We start from the raw sequence: 17897 nt of genomic DNA, 5'->3' as shown, positions 1-17897 counted from the left end.
GCCGTACCGCTCAGCGATAATGATGTTTGTCTAAGCCAAATTTTTTCATTCGCAGGTAGAGCTTTTTGCGCGGGATCTGCAAATACTCTGAGACATCGTTGATCCGGCCCTGATGGATGTTCAGGGCCTCAATAATGATCTGCCGTTCATAATCCTCAACCCGCTGGTCAAGCTGCATCGGCTCAACCTGATGCAGCAGCGGATTGGGGATTTCGGCCAGCGGCATCACCCCGACGGCAAATAGCTTGGCCGCATTTGCCAGTTCGCGCACGTTGTTCGGCCAATGGCGATTGACCAGCTTTTTAGCCAGCGCCGCCGGCAGTTCTGGTACCGGATGATTCAGCCGTAAACAGGCCTGCTGTAGATAGTGCAGAAACAGGGGCTCGATATCGTCGAGACGCTGCGCCAGCGGCGGGCAAAACTGCTGGGTCATGGCAAAGCAATAATAGAGATCGGGAAGAATAAGGTTATTGCCCACCAGGGCAATGAGCGGCTGCAGCCCCGTGGCAACCAGTCGACACGGCGGTTCATCCTGCGCTTGCTGATGGGCCAGTACCAGCTGCTGTGCCTGGCTCAGAAACTCGATATTCCGCAGAACCAGCGTCCCGCCCTGCGCCTGCTCACACCACGCCTGCAGCGGTGCCTCCTGGCCTTGCAGGATATCGCCGAAAATTATCGGCCGGTCGCCGCGCGTGCTGAGGCGATGCAGGTAGCATGCCGCCAGCGTTCGCCCCGTTCCCCGTTCGCCATGAAAATAGACCGCGACATCCGTTTCGGCCAGCTGCTGAAGCGTTTGTCGCATCTGGGTAACCCACTCGCTGCGGCCAATCAGGTTGTCTTCCAGCTGCTCTTTTTGCCACTGTCGCCGCACCACCTGCGACTGACGCTGGGCCAGCGCTTTATCGATCAGGTCTAGCAGCTGCCCGGGATTAACCGGTTTTTGCAGAAAATCCCATGCGCCTTTCTTAACCGCCTCAACCGCCATCGGGACATCGCCATGGCCGGTAATTAATATCACCGGCAGATGCGGGTCGTGTTTAAGCAGTATCTTCAGCAAATCGATGCCGGAACAGTGCGGCATACACACATCGCTGAGCACGATACCGGGCCATGCTTCGCTGACCAGATCCTGCGCGCGCAGCGGATCGCCACAGGCGTAAACCCGATGCCCGGCCTGGGTGAGCAGCTGGGTATAGGCGTCGAGGACATCGCTGTCATCGTCAATCAGCAATATATTGTGGTGATCGGTCAACATGGCTTATTTCCGTAGCTAAAAATTGCAAAACAACACAGGCATGACGATCCAGCGTCGACGCCAGCCGCAGATGCCCTTCCATCTGTATCATTAATGATTCGCTGATCGACAGGCCGATCCCCAGCCCCAGCTGCTTGCTGGTTACAAACGGCTTGAGGAGCGACCCCGCCAGCGCCAGCGGCCAGCCGCCGCCATTATCCGCAATCATCACCGTCCAGCCTTCCGCCGTACGTTCCCATGCCACGCTAATGCAGGGCGCCGTCTGGGCGGCATCCAGCGCGTTGGTGAGCACATTTACCAGCACCTGCTGGATGCGCACCTCGTCACCGAGGACCTGCGGTTCATCAGGCGGCAGGTTCAGTACACCGCACAGCGGTTTATGGCGCAGCGCCAGCAGCTCCCAGGCGGCAACGAATGCCTGGCGCAGACTGACGGCGCTGGCAGGCGTATCCGCTTCCGAACGACGAGAGAACTGCCGTAGGTTGCGGATAATGGCGTCGATTCGGCCAATCAGCCCTTCCGCCCTGGCCAGGGTCTGGCTGGCGCTGGCCATCTGCTCATGCTTAATGGCGGTGCGGGCGCTGTAGAGATACATCGACAGAGCGTTAAGCGGCTGATTGATTTCATGCGCCAGGGTCGTCATCGTCTGCCCGACGACCGCCAGCTTGGCCGCCTGAACCAGCTCATCCTGGGTCGTACGCAGATGGAGATCGATCCTCTTGCGCTCCGCGATCTCCTGTTCCAGCAGCTGGCGTTGTTGAGTAAGCTGTCCCAGGGTATGGCGCAGCAGTTTCCCGATGCGCCCCAGTTCATCTTCGCCATACACCGGAATAGCGGCGTTAACATCGCCCAGTCCGATACGCACCACCGCCTGATTAAGCTGAATAAAGCGTTTAACCAGCCGCGAACGGATAAAATAGTGGTTGAGCAAATATGCCAGCGCCAGCGCCAGCAGCGTGGCAATCAGAATCAGACTGCCGCTGAACCACATGGTATGTTCGAGGCGCTGATTGAAGGCGCGCATTTTTCCGTGGCTGTCGCTGAGCTGGGACTCCAGCTGGGCGCGAAAACGCGCCAGCGTGCTCTCTTTGGCTTGCGTCACCTGCGCCAGCGCCTTTTGCGCTTCAATATATTGCCGAATCGCGGCCGGCATTTTGTTTTCCGCGATCCCGGTATCGAGCAGCTCGTCAATGGTCTGCCGCAGGGTTATCGTGCTGGGATAGCCTTCCAGCAGATGCATATTTTCATCCGCGGTGTTTTTTAGGTAGGTCAGGTAGCGAATATGCCCTTCCACGTTACCGTCGCCCTCCGTGCTGGACTGCACCTCGGTGAGTCTGTCGCGCAGGTCGCTGATGATCTGGCTCTCAATACGCGCCAGGGTGTAGACCTGCTGCTGTTCCCCCTGCACCGCCCGCAGATTGGCCTGCAGACGATGAACGGCGTGTCCCTGCTTGTCCTCCATCTGATCTAGCAAGGCGCCCTGCTGCCAGCTGAAGTCCTGCACCAGAGAGTTCATCTCTGAGGTAAAGTCATCATGCAGCCAGTTAATCCGCGCGGTGATTTCATTGACCTTTTCCCGCGCGATAAACATGTTGTAGAGCGAACGATCGAGCCTGGCGAGCAGCTGACGGCTGTCGCGAAGCGTCAGCTCAATTTGCTGGCGTTCCGGCATATCAAGACGCTGGCTTAACCTGTCGATGTCATCCAGGTGTTGCAGGATCTGGTTGCGTAATTGCAGGCGCGAGGTGGTATTGGCCGCCAGTAAAAACTCATTAAGCTGATCGACCAGCGTATTCAGGCTGTTTTCAATCAGGAACGAGGTCTGAATCCGCGGGAAATAGTCGTTGAGCGCATAGCGAATTTGCGAGCTCTGCTCGTGCCAGGAGTAGAGGCTGACGCCGCTGACGACGAGGGTCAGCAGCGCGCCGGTCAGGAACGCGCCGCGCAGGCTGGCGCTGATGGTCAGGTTCCTGATAAAGCCGGGCAACCTCATTTCAGGTTCTCCAGTTTAACGATCGCCTGCCGCTGTTGTTCCTGGAAAAAGAGCTGCCACTCCATCATAAGCTGTTCGGCCCGATCTTTATTATCCAGCTGTCGGAGATAGTCCTCATCGCGACTCTGCTGCTCGCTGACCGGCATGGCGGTCAGCAACGCGCGGACCTCCGGTAGCGGCGTTTTTAGCCGGGCTTCTGCATTGTGCAACGCTCGCCAGGCATCCTTCAGCTGCGACAGACGAAAGCTTATCGCAGTATCAAACAACTTTTGTACCAGACGCTGACGTTGCAGGATCAGCTGATAGTTGAGTGAGGGTTCGCTCAGTAGCTGGCGCTGCTGGCGCGCGCGCGGTGTATTTCCCGGATCGGGGATAATCGAGTATTTTCCGGTGTTGGTATCCGAGAGCGCCTGCTGGCCTTCCGGACTGAGCAAAAACTGAATAAAGCGCCGGGCATCCGCCGGGTACGGGTTATGACCAATCATCGCCACATAGGTAGGTGACGCCGCCGAGTGCGGAAAATAGTGAAACGTCAGGTTTGGATCGTCGAGCAACAGATTGGCGTAGTTATCAATCACCGGGCCGACCGAGCCTAAGCCGCTTTTGATTTTATCCGCCACGCCAAAACTGCGGCTGGAGATAGTGATCAGGTTCCCCGCCATGCTCAAAATGATTTCCCATCCGTGGTTCCAGCCCTCCTGTTGCAGCAGCGATTCCACCATCAGATGGTTAGTATCCGAACGCGAGGGGCTACTCATTAATAAGGTGCCCTGGTAGCGCGCCTGCATCAGATCGTCCCAGCTGGCGGGCAGCGGCAGCTGGCGCTCGCGGAGATTACGCTGGTTAATGAGCAGACCAAACCCGGAGATGGCCACCGCGACTGCGGTACCGCGGATCGAAGCCGGTACCCGCTGCTGCGACTGGGCCGGCGCGTCCGGGTAGGCGGCCAGTCGCTGATGCTCCTGCAGGTGCTGCAACAGCATGGGCGATGAAGTCAGCACCAGATCGATATTCTCGCCTCCGGCGCCGTCCAGCAGTTGTTCCAGTGAGGCGCTGGTGCGATTCAGAGTACGGATGATCACCGATTGCGGCTGAGTCTGCCAGCGGCTGATGATATAGGCGGTCGCATCAGGTGAGAAAGTGGTGGCAATCACCAGCTCATTCTTTTTGGCCTCAACGCTAAAGACCATCAGCAAGCTGAGGAAGAGTCCAATACCCCAGCCCCGCTGTCGTTTATTTGACCGTTTTGTCATGAAATACCCTTCTCGCTGCCAGCGTTTTGTGATCGTTTTCATAAAACCAGAACATGAATAAATAATATCTCGCTGAGCTTTGTGACAAAAAAGTTCATTGCCCGACGCGTTCGTTAAAGCCGGGGAAATATCCATATTCGGCTTTATCCTACAGAATAATAAACAGCCTACCACCGCTATTAAAATCATACTGTTAACAAGGTCAAACTAACAAGAACGCAGGCCCTTAGGGCTATTGCGCAATTTGCACCCAGCTCGGCTAAGTATTTCACAAAAAGAGTGATGGCCGTGAAATATATTTGGGTCAAAAAAAGAACCTCCGGATTTATATTTGAGTCATTTTTGACTCAAATAGCCTGGATTGTATTGCCGCTTTGTTTTCACCACAATTGATAACGTACTGACGACAGCTTAATTGAATTATCCCGACATTCACCACCGCTAATAAAATACAGGTACGGTTATGCTTTCATTATTAAAACCCAAGGTCGCCGCGGCCACGATTCCTGCGCAACAAATTGTCCCTACCTATAAACGCTATCGGATGCAGGCGCTACTGAGCGTCTTCCTCGGCTATCTCGCCTACTACATCGTGCGTAATAACTTCACGTTGTCGACTCCCTACCTCAAAGAGCAGCTTGACCTGAGCGCCACCCAAATTGGCATGCTCAGCAGCTGCATGTTGATCGCCTACGGTATCAGCAAAGGGGTGATGAGCAGCCTGGCGGATAAGGCCAGCCCGAAAGTCTTTATGGCCTGCGGGCTGGTGATGTGCGCGGCAGTGAACGTCGGGCTGGGCTTCAGCAGCGCGTTCTGGATTTTCGTCGCGCTGGTGGTGATCAACGGGCTGTTCCAGGGCATGGGCGTTGGCCCCTCGTTTATCACCATCGCCAACTGGTTTCCACGCCGCGAACGTGGCCGGGTCGGCGCATTCTGGAACATCTCGCACAACGTTGGCGGTGGTATTGTCGCCCCCATCGTCGGAACCGCTTTTGCGCTGCTCGGGACCGAACACTGGCAGACCGCCAGCTATATCGTCCCCGCCGCGGTTGCGGTGCTGTTTGCCGTTGTGGTGCTGATTCTGGGAAAAGGCTCGCCGCGCAGCGAAGGGCTGCCGGCGCTCGACGAAATGCTCCCGGAAGAGAAAGTGCTGCTCAATACCGGCAAAGTGGAAAAAGCCCCGGAAAACATGAGCGCATGGCAAATCTTTTGTACCTATGTGCTGAAAAACAAGAACGCCTGGTACGTCTCGATGGTCGATGTGTTCGTCTACATGGTGCGCTTCGGAATGATCAGCTGGCTGCCTATCTATCTTCTGTCGGTGAAGCACTTCTCGAAAGAAGAGATGAGCGTCGCGTTTCTGTTTTTCGAATGGGCGGCCATTCCGTCGACGCTGCTGGCCGGCTGGCTGTCGGATAAGCTGTTTAAAGGTCGCCGCATGCCGCTGGCGATGATCTGCATGACGCTGATCTTCTTCTGCCTGATTGGCTACTGGAAAAGTGATTCGCTGTTTATGGTCACGGTGTTTGCCGCCATTGTGGGTTGCCTGATTTACGTCCCGCAATTTCTGGCCTCGGTACAGACTATGGAGATTGTGCCGAGCTTTGCGGTCGGTTCTGCCGTTGGTTTACGCGGTTTTATGAGCTACATCTTCGGCGCGTCGCTGGGCACCAGTCTGTTCGGCGTGATGGTGGATAAGCTGGGCTGGCACGGCGGTTTCTATCTGCTGATGGGCGGCGTGGTGTGCTGCATTCTGTTTTGCTATCTGTCACACCGTGGGGCGCTGGAGCTGGAACGTAAGCGTCAGGAGGCGGCCAACGCGCACGAGCTGTCGCTGGCACAGGCGTAAATTCGCCGGTATGAGATAAAGGTTGAGATAAAGAATAGCCCCGGCGGCGGCAAACTGGCGCCGGGGCAGACATCCGGAGAGCCTTTAGTCAATCGCGGCAGCATCACTGTGTTGACGGATAAACCGCGCGCGCCAGGGTTTCAACAGCGCAATCGCCAGCGCGGCGGTAATAAAATCAAGTCCTATCGCGCAGCTAAAGACCACCTCCCACCCTTGAGTATGCTGGTACAGCAGCGCCGCCAGCGGGCCGCCAAAAATCGATCCGATCCCTTGCGATATATACAACCAGCCGTAGTTAGAGCTCGCATATTCGCTGCCGAACGTGTCGGTCAACGTGGAGGGAAACAGCGAAAAAATCTCCCCCCAGCCGAAAAACACCACGCCGGACAACAGCACAAACAGCATCGGATCGTCACGACAGGCCAGCCACAGGGTCATCGCCACCCCTTCCAGCGCAAAGGCGATAAACATGGTGTTTTCCCGGCCATAGCGATCGGAAATAAAGCCGAACAGCGGTCGCGTCAGGCCATTGGTAAAACGGTCGATAGTCAGCGCTAGCGGCAGCGCGGCCATGCCGAACACCACCGCCTTACTGATGCCGAAATCCTCAGCAAAGACCGCCATCTGCGACGTCACCATCAGTCCGGAGGTCGACATCATCGCCATCATGGCAAACATCAGCCAGAAAAGCGGTTGGCGCAGCATTTCGCGCGAAGTGAATTGCCGGCTACTTTGCGCGACGGTCTGGCTGGCGGGCAACGCACCGCTATCGGGCGGCAGTTTCAGCCCCTGGCTGGCCAGAAATCCCACGGCGGCAAAGAGGAGGCCGAAGACCGTCATGGTCTGTTCTAATCCGTATTGGCCCAGCGAGACGGAGACAGGAAAGGTGGTCATAATCGCCCCCATGCCATACCCTGCCGCAACGGCGCCAGCGGCAAATCCACGATGGCGGGGAAACCAGCGCACCATTAAACCGACGACGCCGATATAGACAATACCGGTCCCCAGCCCGCCGAGGCCGCCATAGACGAGGTACAGCGCGGCCAGGCCGCTGACCTGAGCCGAGAGAACCCAGCTCAGCCCCGCCATGACCGTGCCGAGAGAGATAAGCAGCCGCGGGCCAAAGCGTTCAACCAGCCGTCCCTGAAACGGCGAGAAAAACGTCTGCAGGATAATCAACAGCGAAAAGGTCACCTGTAGTTCCGCTAACCCGACGCCCAGCTTGTCGGTCAACGGTCTGGTCAGCAACGTCCAGACATATTGTGGACTGGATATCGCAGCCATACAGATCAGGCCAAGTGCGAGTTGCGTCCATTTGCCATATCTGGCGACAACCAAAGGTTCTCTGAGAACGGTCATAATCAGCTCCAGTAATCCGTTAGCCACAAATCAAAAATGACGGCCACGACGGTATGGGGTCGTTGAAACCCCGCCCCGTCCCCTGCGCATCCCAATACTTACAGTGCTAAGCATTAACCGTGCCACGTTACTTATTTGTTATTTATCAGTGCATTATTAAAATAACCGGCCGTCGTGCCGCAGCCCTGCACCGCTGAAGGGCGATTTTTGTTCGCCAGATGTGCAGGTAAAAAGGGAGATTCGCTATAATTGCGTCGCCGCCGGGGATGTTCCGGATTCAGGCAGAGAAAAGAGAAAGGAGTGAGATTGACTATTTCAGTTCGTCAGGCAACCCGTCATGACTGGCCGGCATTACAGCGGCTGTTTCTTTTATCGCGGTGTCATACGTTTACGTGGCTGAACGTCACCGATTTCCGCTTAACCGATCTGGAAAAGCAGACTGAAGGTGAAACGATCTGGCTGGCACACGATCCTCAGGGAGAGCTGGCCGGCTTCATTGCCGTCTGGATGCCAGACCACTTTATTCACCATTTGCATGTCGCTCCCGCCCGTCAGGGCTGCGGGGTTGGTAAAATGTTGCTGCAGGTACTACCCGGCTGGCAAGAGCACGGCTATCGGCTCAAGTGCCTGACGCGTAATCGCAATGCGCTGGCGTTTTATGCCGCCAGCGGCTTTGTCACGATTGGCGAAGGGATCAGCGACGAGGGAGCGTATCACCTGCTGGAACGCAAAGCGGCCTGGCCGGAACAACAGGCGAAGAAAATGCGCCCGTAGGCGCATCGTTAACGCGGCGCGGATTTATTCTTCGCTGACCGTGGATTTCACCCGCACGCCGGCAAAGACAATAATCATGGCGGTGAGCAAGAGTAAACCGCTGCCGGTAAAGACGCCGCTGGCGCCATTGAGGTCAAACACCGCCCCGCCGCCGGCCGCTCCGGCGCTGATCGCCAGCTGAATAGAGGCAACCAGCAGCCCGCCCGCGCTTTCCGCTTCATCCGGCACCGTCGTCGCCAGCCAGGTTGACCAGCCTACCGGTACCAGACCGAAGGCGAAGCCCCACATGGCGACCAGCAATCCATCGAGGAGCGCGATATGACCGAACGTCACCATCATCAGCGCCAGCACGCTCATAGCCAGAGGAACCAGCGCCAGCGTCAACCGCAGGCTGCGACTCAACAGATGCCCGGCGATCGAGGTCCCGATAAAGTTCGCCACCCCGAATCCCAGCAAAATCAGGGAGACGCCTTCGACGCTGGCCTGGGCGACGGTCTCGAGGAACGGCCGCAGATAGGTGAAAAAGGCAAAATGGCCGCTGAAGATTAAAATGGTGGCCAGCATCCCGCCAACCATGCCGGGACGGCGCAGCACCTTAAACAGCGTAGCAAAGCTGCCGACGCTTTCCGGGCGCATTGAGGGCAGCACCCACAGTTGCCACAGCAGCGCCAGAACGCTTGGGACCGTACAAAGAATAAAGACGCTGCGCCAGCCGATCAGGCCGCCCAGATAGCTGCCCAGCGGCGCAGCCACTACGGTCGCTATCGACACGGCGGAGAAGATCACCGCCAGCGCTTTCGGCACCAACGCGGCAGGCACCAGACGCATCGCCGTGGCGGTCGACATCGACCAGAACCCGCCGATCGCTATCCCCAGCAGCAGGCGTCCCAGCAGCAGAAACTCCAGCGAACTGGCGAAGGCCACCATCAGGCTGGAGACGATCTGCAGGACAGAAAAGAACATCAGTACCCAGCGGCGATCGATATTTTTGGTGGCGGGGGTGATCAGCAAGCCGGTCACCAGCGCCACCAGGGCCGTTGCGGTCACCGCCTGCCCTGCCATCCCTTCGCTGACCCCAAGGCTGGCCGCCATCGGTGTCAACAGGCTGGCGGGAAGGAACTCGGCAACAATCAGGCCAAACACGCCCAGCGCCAGCGCATAGACGGCGCGCCACGCGGGCCTGGCATTTGCCAGGCTCTCTTCAGCTGCAATGCAGGAACTCATAAACATCTCTCCAGAACAATTAACATTTCGTTAAGGTTAGGAGGTTACGCCAGGACGATCTATGATAAATACTCTGTGATTATTGATAATTCGTCCGGGAATGATGTTATGACTCAGCAAGCCCTCGATCTCACCAGCGAACTTCTGCGCGGCATGCGCCTTTCCGGCGTCAACTACCGGCGCATCGAAACCTCCCGTCCTTTCGGCGTCGAGTTCGGCTTCGTGCCCGGTAAAGCGCAGTTTCACTTTGTCAGCCGGGGACCGGTACTGCTGCGCATGGTCAGCGGCCAGCGCTTAATGTTGCAAAGCGGCGATGCGCTGTTTATTCCCAACGGCGATGGGCACGTGCTGCTCTCTGATGACCAGGCATCGGTAGTCAACGTCTCCAGACTTCCCAGCGAACCGGTTTGTGGCTCGGTAAGCTGCGTCAAAAACGCGTGCGACGACGCGAAAAGCGACAGCGCCATTATCTTCAGCGCGTGTATGGACTTTGAGCTGGGCGGCATGCAGCCTCTGGTCAAAGCGATGCCGGAAGTGATGCTGGTCAGCAGCCTGCTGACCAGCCGCCCGGAAATCCAGCCGATGCTGGCGGCCATGGAACGCGAAAGCCTCACCCGACAGGCGGGCTATGCCGGTATTCTGGCGCGGTTGGCCGATGTGGTCGCCGCGCTGATCGTTCGCGGCTGGGTGGAGTGCGGTTGCGGCAACGCCACCGGCTGGGTACAGGTGCTGCGCGACCCTAAGCTGGCCAAAGCCATTTACGTTATGCATCAGCAGCCCGGCATTAACTGGAAAGTCGAAGATCTGGCCCGCGAGACCGGGACCTCACGTTCCGTTTTTGCGGAGCGTTTCCTCACCGCCACCGGTACCACACCCGCGCGTTATCTTACCGAGCTGCGGATGCGTCTGGCCGTGCAGTATATTTCGGATGAAGGTCAGACGCTGGAAAAGGTCGCCTTCCGCCTCGGATACAGTTCGCTAGCCGCCTTCAGCCGGGCCTTTAAGCGCATCACCGGCAAGGCGCCGGGGTCGCTCCGTGGCGAGACGGTGCTGTAACGCGACGGACCATCACACCCGGGCTACGCCCTACTCTTTTTTCTGCCAGTTCGCCCACGGGCTATCCGCCGGTAGCGGCGTACTGGCGGAGCTTGAATCGTCGAGGGAGTCGATATAGAGGTCTTCAACTGCTTTGCGCGCCCACGGCGTTCGCCGTAAAAATTTGAGGCTCGATTTGATGCTCGGGTCGCTCTTAAAACAGTTGATCTTGATCCGTTTTGCCAACTCGGCCCAGCCATACTTTGCCACCAGGGCGTTGAGTAAAGCCTCGAGGGTGACGCCATGAAGAGGATCTTTGGAAGGCTGCATTGCGATGTTGAATCCTGAATACCTGGGAAATGTCGCACACCATACTGGCTACATCGCCCCTGCGCAAGGTTGAAAGAAGGTTCGCGTCACCTTTATCCATTATTCGCAAAAGCACAGAACCCCGCCCGGTCATAAATTAGAAAAGAAGGTTATTGGTTGATTATTTGCCGTTGAGGCAAGCTGTGTTCACCCCACAGAATGAGGAAATCACCATGCGCTGTTGTTGTCCCCGAACCCTGAACCTGAATAAACGCAACTCCCTGAACGCTGTCTTCGGAGAACACAATGAACGCAACGACTTTGCCGATTCTCGATCTTGCCCGCTACGCCGATCCTACTGAAAAAACGGCTTTTCTGGCCGACCTTCGCCATGCGGCCCGCGAGATCGGCTTCTTTTATCTGATCAATCATGGCGTCGACGATGGCTTGCAAAAAGCTGTCCAGCATCAATCCCGCCGCTTTTTTGCCCTGCCTGATGAGCAAAAGCAGCCGGTCGCGATGATTCATTCCCCACACTTTCGCGGCTATAACCGCGCCGCATCGGAGCTGACCCGCGGAGAGCCAGACTGGCGAGAACAATTTGATATTGGCGCCGAGCGTCCAGCGCTGCGTCTGGATGACAATGCGCCGCGCTGGCAGCGCCTACAGGGGCCCAACCTATGGCCGGATGCCCTACCGACGCTGAAACCCACGCTGCTCAGCTGGCAGCGCGCCATGACCCAGGTCGGCACAACCCTGCTGCGCGCCTTTGCTGAAGCGCTGGCGCTACCTGATGACGCCTTTGAAACCTTATATGGCAATAAACCCAACGAGCATATCAAACTGATCCGCTATCCCGGTCAGCATGAGACGCAAAGCCACCAGGGCGTCGGCGCGCACAAGGACTCCGGGTTCCTCAGCTTCCTGCTTCAGGATGAGCAAAAGGGCCTGCAGGTAGAAGTAGCCCCCGGGCACTGGATCGATGCGACCCCGCTGGCCGGCAGTTTTGTGGTCAATATTGGCGAACTGCTGGAGCTGGCCACCAATGGCTATCTGCGCGCCACCGTGCATCGGGTAGTCTCTCCGCCGGCACACCAGGAACGTCTCTCTATCGCCTTTTTCCTTGGTGCGCAGCTGGATGCCACCGTCCCGGTCTACACCCTTCCACCGGAACTGGCGCAGGAAGCGCTCGGGCCCGACAGCGATCCACAAAACCCGCTGCTGCGCGAAGTGGGCTGGAATTACCTGAAGGGCCGCCTGCGCTCACACCCGGATGTGGCTGAACGCTACTACCAGGATCTGTTTCGCGAACGTACCGAGCAACCGATCGTTTAAAGATAAAAATAAAGGAAAACACCATGAAAATTGCCGCTTTTAAACTGGCAGGGGTTGCTCTGTCTCTCTCCTTAGCCTGGACATCAGCACAGGCCGCCGCATTACGCGTAGCGGCGGACCCGGTTCCGCATGCGGAGATCCTTAACTACATCAAGAAAATCGACCCGAGCCTGGATCTGAAGGTGGTCGAACTGACCAGCGGCGTGAACGCCAATGAGTTGCTGGCCAACGGCGACGTGGACGCAAACTATTTCCAGCACGTTCCCTATTTGAAGGATCAGGAAAAGGCGCTGGGCAAGACCTTCGCCGTCGCCGCCACGGTCCATATTGAGCCGCTGGGTATCTATTCGCGCAAGCACAAAGACTTTGCTTCACTGCCGGAAAATGCCACCGTCGCCGTGCCCAATAACACCACCAACCTGAGCCGGGCCCTGTTCCTGTTGCAAAGCCAGGGGCTGATCAAACTGGCCTCCACCTTCACCGACCCGGCCACGACGCTGGCGACGCCAAAAGATATTGTGGAAAACCCGAAGCATCTGAAGATTCTCGAAATTGAATCGCCGCAGATCCCGCGCTCCCTCGACGATGTTGATCTGGCCGTGATCAACGGTAACTATGCGCTGGAAGCCGGGCTGACGCCGGCAAAAGACGCGCTTGGCCTCGAGAGCGCCAGCCATAACCCTTACGCCAACATTCTGGTCACCAATCCTTCCCTGGCAAGCGACCCGCGCATCAAACAGCTGGCGAAAGACCTGACTTCACCGCAGGTGGCTGAATTTATCCGACAACGCTATAACGGCTCGGTTATCCCGGTTGCGCCGAAATCATGATTGAAGCGATCGGGCTGAGTAAAACCTACGCCGGAACAGGCCGACCGGCGCTGAACAATGTGTCGCTGCAGGTCCCGAAGGGCGCCATTTACGGCATCCTCGGACGCAGCGGCGCAGGGAAAAGTACGCTGATCCGCTGTCTGAATCTGCTGGAGCGGCCCACGTCGGGCCGCATTATTGTGAACGGACAGGATATTACGCAGATGGATAAAGCCGCGCTGCGCGCCTATCGCCTGCGTACCGGGATGATCTTTCAACATTTTAACCTACTGCACGCGCGCAACGTCGCCGACAATATCGCGGTGCCGCTGGAAATTGCCGGCGTGAGCAAAACGGCGCGTCAGGCGCGCGTGGCGGAGTTGCTTGAGCTGGTCGGGCTTAGCGATAAAGCCCACGCGTTCCCTTCCCAGCTTTCGGGCGGGCAAAAGCAGCGCGTGGGTATTGCAAGAGCGCTGGCGTCAAGGCCGGACGTCCTGCTGTGCGACGAGGCGACCAGCGCCCTGGATCCCGAGACCACCGCCTCGGTGCTGGCGCTGCTGGCAGATATTAATCAGCGTCTGAATCTGACGATTGTGCTGATCACCCATGAACTGGAGGTGGTCAAAACCCTGTGCGACCACGCCGCGCTGCTGGAAAATGGCGAGATCGTCGAAAGCGGCAGTATCGCCGAACTGCTGGTGGCGCCGTGGTCGAAGCTGCGCCAGTCATTGCTGCACGATCCGCAGTCGGAACGCGATTTTCTTGCTCGTCATGGTTATCATCGGAGGCCATTATGCACAGTCGCATGAGCTGGGATGACCTCTGGCCGCTGCTGTTGGACGGTACGCTGGACACGGTGTATATGGTGGGGCTGGCGGCGTTATTTACCGTTCTGCTCGGCCTTCCTGTCGGCGTGGTGCTGTTTATTTCGCGCAAAAACGGATTGCTGCCGATGCCGAAACTCAACGCGCTGCTGGGGGCGGTGATTAACTTTGGTCGCTCGCTGCCGTTTATCGTACTGCTGATTGCCCTGATCCCGTTTACCCGGCTGATCATCGGGACTACGCTCGGGAGCACGGCGGCGGTGGTGCCGGTCACGATTGGCGCCTTCCCTTTTTTCGCCCGGCTGACGGAAAACGCGCTTGATGAAGTGGATTACGGACGTATCGAAGCCATTTTGTCGATGGGCGGCACGATCTGGCATGTGATTTTTAAATCGTTACTGCCGGAAGCGTTGCCAACCCTGCTGGCTGGCGTCACGCTGACTATCGTGATGTTGATTGGCTTCTCGTCCATGGCCGGCGTCATTGGCGGCGGCGGGCTGGGCGATTTGGCGATTCGCTATGGCTATCAGCGATTTAATAATGAAGTGATGGTCGGCACGGTGCTGATTCTGGTGGCCCTGGTGCAGGGCGTGCAGATGGCGGGCGACCGCCTGGTCCGCCGACTGGCCCACCGTCGTTAAACGTCCGCAAAGTCTGACCTCAGCCGTAGCGGCAGGTCGCCATCACCGCCGCTACGGCTGAGGGGAAAATCCGCCTTCGCGGATCAGCGCTTGCATCAGGTCCGCTGCCGGCAACGCCCGGATCATCCCGACCCCCTGTCCTGCCCAATGTGCGCCAAACCCCCATTCGCCCTGCGCTTTCGCCACTGCCGCCAGCGCTTTCCCCGCATCGTAGGCTAGCGGGTAATCCGGGGGCATAACCCCAGGATTGCGCCGGCCGGTTTCACAAAATGCATTATCGATGCTGCGCGCCGGGCGGCCGGAAATCGCCGTCGTCATCACGGTTTTTGGCGCCGGTTCACCGCTCAGCGCCTGACGATATCCGACGTCGGTAGCCGATTCCGGGCAGAGCAGGAACGCGGTCCCCAGTTGAACCCCTTCTGCGCCCAGATGCATCATGCTGCGGATCCCGGCGCCGTCCATGATCCCCCCCGCGGCAATAACCGGTATTGACACCGTTCGCTTAAGCGCCTGAACCAGCGTCAAGGTACTCATTTGCCGATCGTCGCCGTGGGGATCGAAGATCCCGCGATGGCCTCCGGCCTCATATCCCTGCGCAATCACCATATCGACTCCCTCGGCGACTGCCCGCTGCGCCTCGTCTACGCTGGTGGCGCTGGCCATTATCACCACACCTTTTTCCTTCAGGCGGCGAATGAATGTCTTATCCGCCACGCCAAAGTGGAAACTGACCACCTCAGGCACCAGGTCAAGTAGCAACTCGGCCATGGGCTGATTCACAAGGAAACTTTGATAGATTTCAGTCAGCGTCTCGGGCGGTTCCCCGCCGAAACGAGCAAATAGCGGGCGCAACAGCGCGGTCCACCTTGCTTCCGTGTGCGGGTCCCGGCGCGCCGGCGCATGGCAAAACAGATTGACATTGACGGGTTGCGTGGTCAGATGACGAGTACGTGCAATCAGCGCTTCGGCCTGGGACACGGTCGATGCCCCCAGCCCCAGCGAGCCGAGCCCGCCGCTGTTACTTACCGCCGCGGCCAGCTCTGGCGTTGAAACCCCGGCCATCGGCGCTTGTATGATGGGATAAGCAATATCCAGTCTCTGCGTAAAGCGGTTGCGCATGGTCACCCTTTTGAATGTGTGATATTGAATACTTAACATCTCTTTTTGAGATGATAAGATCAATATCATTCCCATATTTAGAAGAAAAATATGAACCACGCCACGTTACTGATCTTTAAAATTGTCGCGGAAGAGCAAAGCATTACCCGGGCAGCCAAAAAGCTGGGCCGCGCGCAATCCAACATCACCACGCGCATCCAGCAACTGGAAGAAGAGCTTGATGTCGAGCTGTTCAAACGCGGCAATAAAAAAATGGTGCTCTCTACTGCCGGAAAGCAGTTCCTCGATTACGCGCTAAGAATACTGAGCCTTGCCGAAGAGGCGAAACAGGCATTGCACCCGACAAAGCCCGCCGGGCGCCTGCGCCTGGGGGCGATGGAAGCGACAGCCGCGAGCCGGCTTATTCACCTTCTTCCACAGTTTCGCGCGATCTGTCCGCAGGTCGAACTGACGTTGCATACCCAGCCTACGCAGCAGTTGACCGATCGGGTACAGCGTGCCGCCCTCGACTGCGCGCTGGTGAGTCTGCCGGTAACCGCCGAAGGTGAGCTTGTCTGCCCGCCGGATATCGATGCGATTCCCGTTTTTGTTGAGCAGCTGATGCTGGTGAGCACAACGGGTCCGGCAGATAGCAGGCTTGCAGCGTTCCCCAGGGGCTGCAGCTATCGGGCGCTCGGGGAAGCGTTTTTCGCCAGCGACGCGCGCGTCGAAATTCAGGATGTGGGTTCGTACCACGCCATGATCGCCTGCATTGCGTCCGGTGGTTATAGCGGTATCCTGCCGCAAAGCGTAATCGATATCCTGACTCTGCCAGACAACTGCCAGATTCAGCCGTTTAAGCAGGTACAGACCCAGCTCATCTGGCGCCGGGGATATATGTCCCCTGCGCTCAGTGAAATGCGGCAGCTGCTGACGTCAGCCGCCCCCTTTTAATGGCGCGCGCGTGCAGGCCTGACCGCAACCAGCCCTGCCGCCAGACACAGAGACGCTGCCGCCACAATCAGTGAGGGATTAAACGATCCCGTCAGGTTATGCAGCGTCCCGGCGACAAATGGCCCGATAATCTGTCCGATGCCATAAGTGGCCGTCATCGCCGCGATCATGTTGAATTTTACCCGTTGATTCAGCCTTCTGGCTTCCGGGAGCGCAATGGTAACGGTGCCCATAAAGGTAAAACCGACCAGCAGCGCGCTGAGCAGGCAAGAGAGCAGCGCCTGGCTGAGGGCCGGCAGTACAACGCCCGCCGCCTGGATCAGCAGATTGACGGTCAGCGCCCCCCGGAAGCCCAGCTTCACCACCAGTTTGTGCCAGATAAAGCATGAAGGTACCGCCGCAAGACCAAACAGCGCCCAGATTTGCACCGGATCGATCTGCACCAGCGAAGCGGATAAAAACAGCGGCAGGTAGGTTGCGGTAATGATGTAACCAAAGCCAGAAAAACCATATATCGCCAGTAATCGCCAGGCATCGGCGGTTGGTCCATCCGTCTCGATTAAAGCCTGCGACTGCGGCGGCCAGCTCTGCACCTCATGGGCCGGCGTCAGCAGCAGGCGCACGACCAGTAAAAAGAGGATCGTCGCGCTAGCGGCGCAGATAAGCCAGATTTGTGGGCTGGAGAGCGCCCCACGTTTCGCCAGAGAGATACATTCGGCGGATAAAAATATCCCCATTCCAACGCCGGAAAAGAGTACCGGCGCACCGTGATGGTGTCTCATATACTGAAGAAGCCATAGCGAGGCGGCGATCATCGTCACCGCACTCAGCACCCCCGCCAGCCCCCGGATAAGTATTATCCCCCAGGGTGAGCTCACCCACGCCAGTAGCGCCAGACACGCCAACGTGCCTGCCACCGAGGCGAGAGTCAGACGGGTGCTGTCAGCCGGTCGGGCTTTCGCCAGCAGTAGCGCCCCGATCAGATAACCCGCGTAGTTAACCGAGGCGGCCAGATTTCCCTGCTGCAGCGATAGAATCTGCTCATGCAGCATGACCGGGAGAATCCCGGTATAGGCAAAACGCCCGTATCCCATGCCGATAATCAGTACCACTGAACCGGCCAGCGCCAGCCACAAAGCCTGACGTTCCTGCCGCTGTTTCGTCGTGTTCACACGCTACCTCGCC

Annotated in this window: 16 protein-coding genes; 8 read left to right on the top strand and 8 right to left on the bottom strand. The window is 57.8% G+C overall.

The features are described from left to right. Window positions 1–10: 10 nt before the first annotated feature. The 3 genes from pgtA to GRPL_RS08830 are packed head-to-tail and all read right to left on the bottom strand — an operon-like array spanning window position 11 to window position 4438. Window positions 11–1255 (bottom strand): two-component system response regulator PgtA, encoded by a 1245-nt coding sequence (gene pgtA / locus GRPL_RS08820; RefSeq protein WP_032687668.1) that lies wholly within the window; start codon window positions 1253–1255, stop codon window positions 11–13. Beyond that, complete coding sequence (pgtB, locus tag GRPL_RS08825; RefSeq protein WP_032699820.1) at window positions 1221–3248, bottom strand: two-component system sensor histidine kinase PgtB; 2028 nt, start codon at window positions 3246–3248, stop codon at window positions 1221–1223. Before pgtB ends, pgtA begins: the two co-directional genes overlap by 35 nt. Further along, a complete protein-coding gene (locus GRPL_RS08830) occupies window positions 3245–4438 on the bottom strand; it encodes an ABC transporter substrate-binding protein (RefSeq protein ID WP_099973228.1) in 1194 nt (397 codons plus the stop codon). The genes pgtB and GRPL_RS08830 overlap by 4 nt, the downstream gene beginning before the upstream one ends. Window positions 4439–4964: 526 nt before the next feature. On the opposite strand from GRPL_RS08830, the gene pgtP reads away from it, so the two are divergent. Next, entirely contained in the window at window positions 4965–6350 is a 1386-nt protein-coding gene (pgtP, locus tag GRPL_RS08835) for a phosphoglycerate transporter PgtP (RefSeq protein ID WP_032696173.1), read from the top strand. 84 nt (window positions 6351–6434) lie between these two features. Here pgtP and oxlT read toward each other — a convergent pair whose 3' ends face one another. Beyond that, a complete protein-coding gene (gene oxlT / locus GRPL_RS08840) occupies window positions 6435–7709 on the bottom strand; it encodes an oxalate/formate MFS antiporter (RefSeq protein ID WP_046852492.1) in 1275 nt (424 codons plus the stop codon). Between the two features lie 300 nt (window positions 7710–8009). Between oxlT and GRPL_RS08845 the strand changes: the two genes are divergently transcribed. Next, window positions 8010–8483, top strand: a complete 474-nt coding sequence (locus GRPL_RS08845; RefSeq protein WP_223526187.1) for a GNAT family N-acetyltransferase — start codon at window positions 8010–8012, stop codon at window positions 8481–8483. Window positions 8484–8507: 24 nt separating this feature from the next. Here the strand turns inward: GRPL_RS08845 and GRPL_RS08850 are convergent, their stop codons facing one another. Then, complete coding sequence (locus GRPL_RS08850) at window positions 8508–9707, bottom strand: MFS transporter (protein WP_032687665.1); 1200 nt, start codon at window positions 9705–9707, stop codon at window positions 8508–8510. A gap of 108 nt (window positions 9708–9815) precedes the next feature. Between GRPL_RS08850 and GRPL_RS08855 the strand changes: the two genes are divergently transcribed. Beyond that, window positions 9816–10763 (top strand): AraC family transcriptional regulator, encoded by a 948-nt coding sequence (locus GRPL_RS08855; RefSeq protein WP_032696170.1) that lies wholly within the window; start codon window positions 9816–9818, stop codon window positions 10761–10763. A 30-nt stretch (window positions 10764–10793) separates the two neighbouring features. On the opposite strand, the gene GRPL_RS08860 is transcribed toward GRPL_RS08855, so the two are convergent. Beyond that, a complete protein-coding gene (locus tag GRPL_RS08860; protein ID WP_032696169.1) occupies window positions 10794–11072 on the bottom strand; it encodes a VF530 family protein in 279 nt (92 codons plus the stop codon). A gap of 285 nt (window positions 11073–11357) precedes the next feature. Between GRPL_RS08860 and GRPL_RS08865 the strand changes: the two genes are divergently transcribed. The 4 genes from GRPL_RS08865 to GRPL_RS08880 are packed head-to-tail and all read left to right on the top strand — an operon-like array spanning window position 11358 to window position 14660. Continuing rightward, window positions 11358–12386: an isopenicillin N synthase family dioxygenase gene (locus GRPL_RS08865; RefSeq protein WP_032687662.1), complete on the top strand. Its 1029-nt coding sequence runs from the start codon at window positions 11358–11360 to the stop codon at window positions 12384–12386. Between the two features lie 23 nt (window positions 12387–12409). Further along, on the top strand, window positions 12410–13216 hold the full coding sequence (locus GRPL_RS08870; protein ID WP_032687661.1) for a MetQ/NlpA family ABC transporter substrate-binding protein: 807 nt from the start codon (window positions 12410–12412) through the stop codon (window positions 13214–13216). Further along, window positions 13213–14004: a methionine ABC transporter ATP-binding protein gene (locus tag GRPL_RS08875; protein ID WP_073554066.1), complete on the top strand. Its 792-nt coding sequence runs from the start codon at window positions 13213–13215 to the stop codon at window positions 14002–14004. The genes GRPL_RS08870 and GRPL_RS08875 overlap by 4 nt, the downstream gene beginning before the upstream one ends. Next, a complete protein-coding gene (locus tag GRPL_RS08880; RefSeq protein ID WP_162180096.1) occupies window positions 14001–14660 on the top strand; it encodes a methionine ABC transporter permease in 660 nt (219 codons plus the stop codon). The genes GRPL_RS08875 and GRPL_RS08880 overlap by 4 nt, the downstream gene beginning before the upstream one ends. A gap of 51 nt (window positions 14661–14711) precedes the next feature. Here GRPL_RS08880 and GRPL_RS08885 read toward each other — a convergent pair whose 3' ends face one another. Further along, window positions 14712–15779, bottom strand: a complete 1068-nt coding sequence (locus tag GRPL_RS08885) for an NAD(P)H-dependent flavin oxidoreductase (RefSeq protein WP_032699819.1) — start codon at window positions 15777–15779, stop codon at window positions 14712–14714. 90 nt (window positions 15780–15869) lie between these two features. On the opposite strand from GRPL_RS08885, the gene GRPL_RS08890 reads away from it, so the two are divergent. Next, window positions 15870–16712, top strand: a complete 843-nt coding sequence (locus tag GRPL_RS08890) for a LysR family transcriptional regulator (protein WP_032699818.1) — start codon at window positions 15870–15872, stop codon at window positions 16710–16712. On the opposite strand, the gene GRPL_RS08895 is transcribed toward GRPL_RS08890, so the two are convergent. Next, window positions 16709–17884, bottom strand: a complete 1176-nt coding sequence (locus GRPL_RS08895) for a YbfB/YjiJ family MFS transporter (RefSeq protein ID WP_032699817.1) — start codon at window positions 17882–17884, stop codon at window positions 16709–16711. The genes GRPL_RS08890 and GRPL_RS08895 overlap by 4 nt on opposite strands. Window positions 17885–17897: the final 13 nt, after the last annotated feature.

It is taken from the genome of Klebsiella planticola ATCC 33531 (assembly GCF_000735435.1).
In the GTDB taxonomy this organism is placed as follows: Bacteria; Pseudomonadota; Gammaproteobacteria; order Enterobacterales; family Enterobacteriaceae; genus Klebsiella; species Klebsiella planticola.
Note: the sequence above shows the minus strand (reverse complement) of the source record. Positions and strands in the feature narration are given on the sequence as shown.

Excerpts from the sequence above, each read along its gene's own strand:
- pgtA (WP_032687668.1), bottom strand. The coding sequence starts at position 1,255 with ATGTTGACCGATCACCACAATATATTGCTGATTGACGATGACAGCGAT.
- pgtB (WP_032699820.1), bottom strand. The coding sequence starts at position 3,248 with ATGAGGTTGCCCGGCTTTATCAGGAACCTGACCATCAGCGCCAGCCTG.
- GRPL_RS08830 (WP_099973228.1), bottom strand. The coding sequence starts at position 4,438 with ATGGTCTTTAGCGTTGAGGCCAAAAAGAATGAGCTGGTGATTGCCACC.
- pgtP (WP_032696173.1), top strand. The coding sequence starts at position 4,965 with ATGCTTTCATTATTAAAACCCAAGGTCGCCGCGGCCACGATTCCTGCG.
- oxlT (WP_046852492.1), bottom strand. The coding sequence starts at position 7,709 with ATGACCGTTCTCAGAGAACCTTTGGTTGTCGCCAGATATGGCAAATGG.
- GRPL_RS08850 (WP_032687665.1), bottom strand. The coding sequence starts at position 9,707 with ATGAGTTCCTGCATTGCAGCTGAAGAGAGCCTGGCAAATGCCAGGCCC.
- GRPL_RS08855 (WP_032696170.1), top strand. The coding sequence starts at position 9,816 with ATGACTCAGCAAGCCCTCGATCTCACCAGCGAACTTCTGCGCGGCATG.
- GRPL_RS08860 (WP_032696169.1), bottom strand. The coding sequence starts at position 11,072 with ATGCAGCCTTCCAAAGATCCTCTTCATGGCGTCACCCTCGAGGCTTTA.
- GRPL_RS08865 (WP_032687662.1), top strand. The coding sequence starts at position 11,358 with ATGAACGCAACGACTTTGCCGATTCTCGATCTTGCCCGCTACGCCGAT.
- GRPL_RS08870 (WP_032687661.1), top strand. The coding sequence starts at position 12,410 with ATGAAAATTGCCGCTTTTAAACTGGCAGGGGTTGCTCTGTCTCTCTCC.
- GRPL_RS08875 (WP_073554066.1), top strand. The coding sequence starts at position 13,213 with ATGATTGAAGCGATCGGGCTGAGTAAAACCTACGCCGGAACAGGCCGA.
- GRPL_RS08880 (WP_162180096.1), top strand. The coding sequence starts at position 14,001 with ATGAGCTGGGATGACCTCTGGCCGCTGCTGTTGGACGGTACGCTGGAC.
- GRPL_RS08885 (WP_032699819.1), bottom strand. The coding sequence starts at position 15,779 with ATGCGCAACCGCTTTACGCAGAGACTGGATATTGCTTATCCCATCATA.
- GRPL_RS08890 (WP_032699818.1), top strand. The coding sequence starts at position 15,870 with ATGAACCACGCCACGTTACTGATCTTTAAAATTGTCGCGGAAGAGCAA.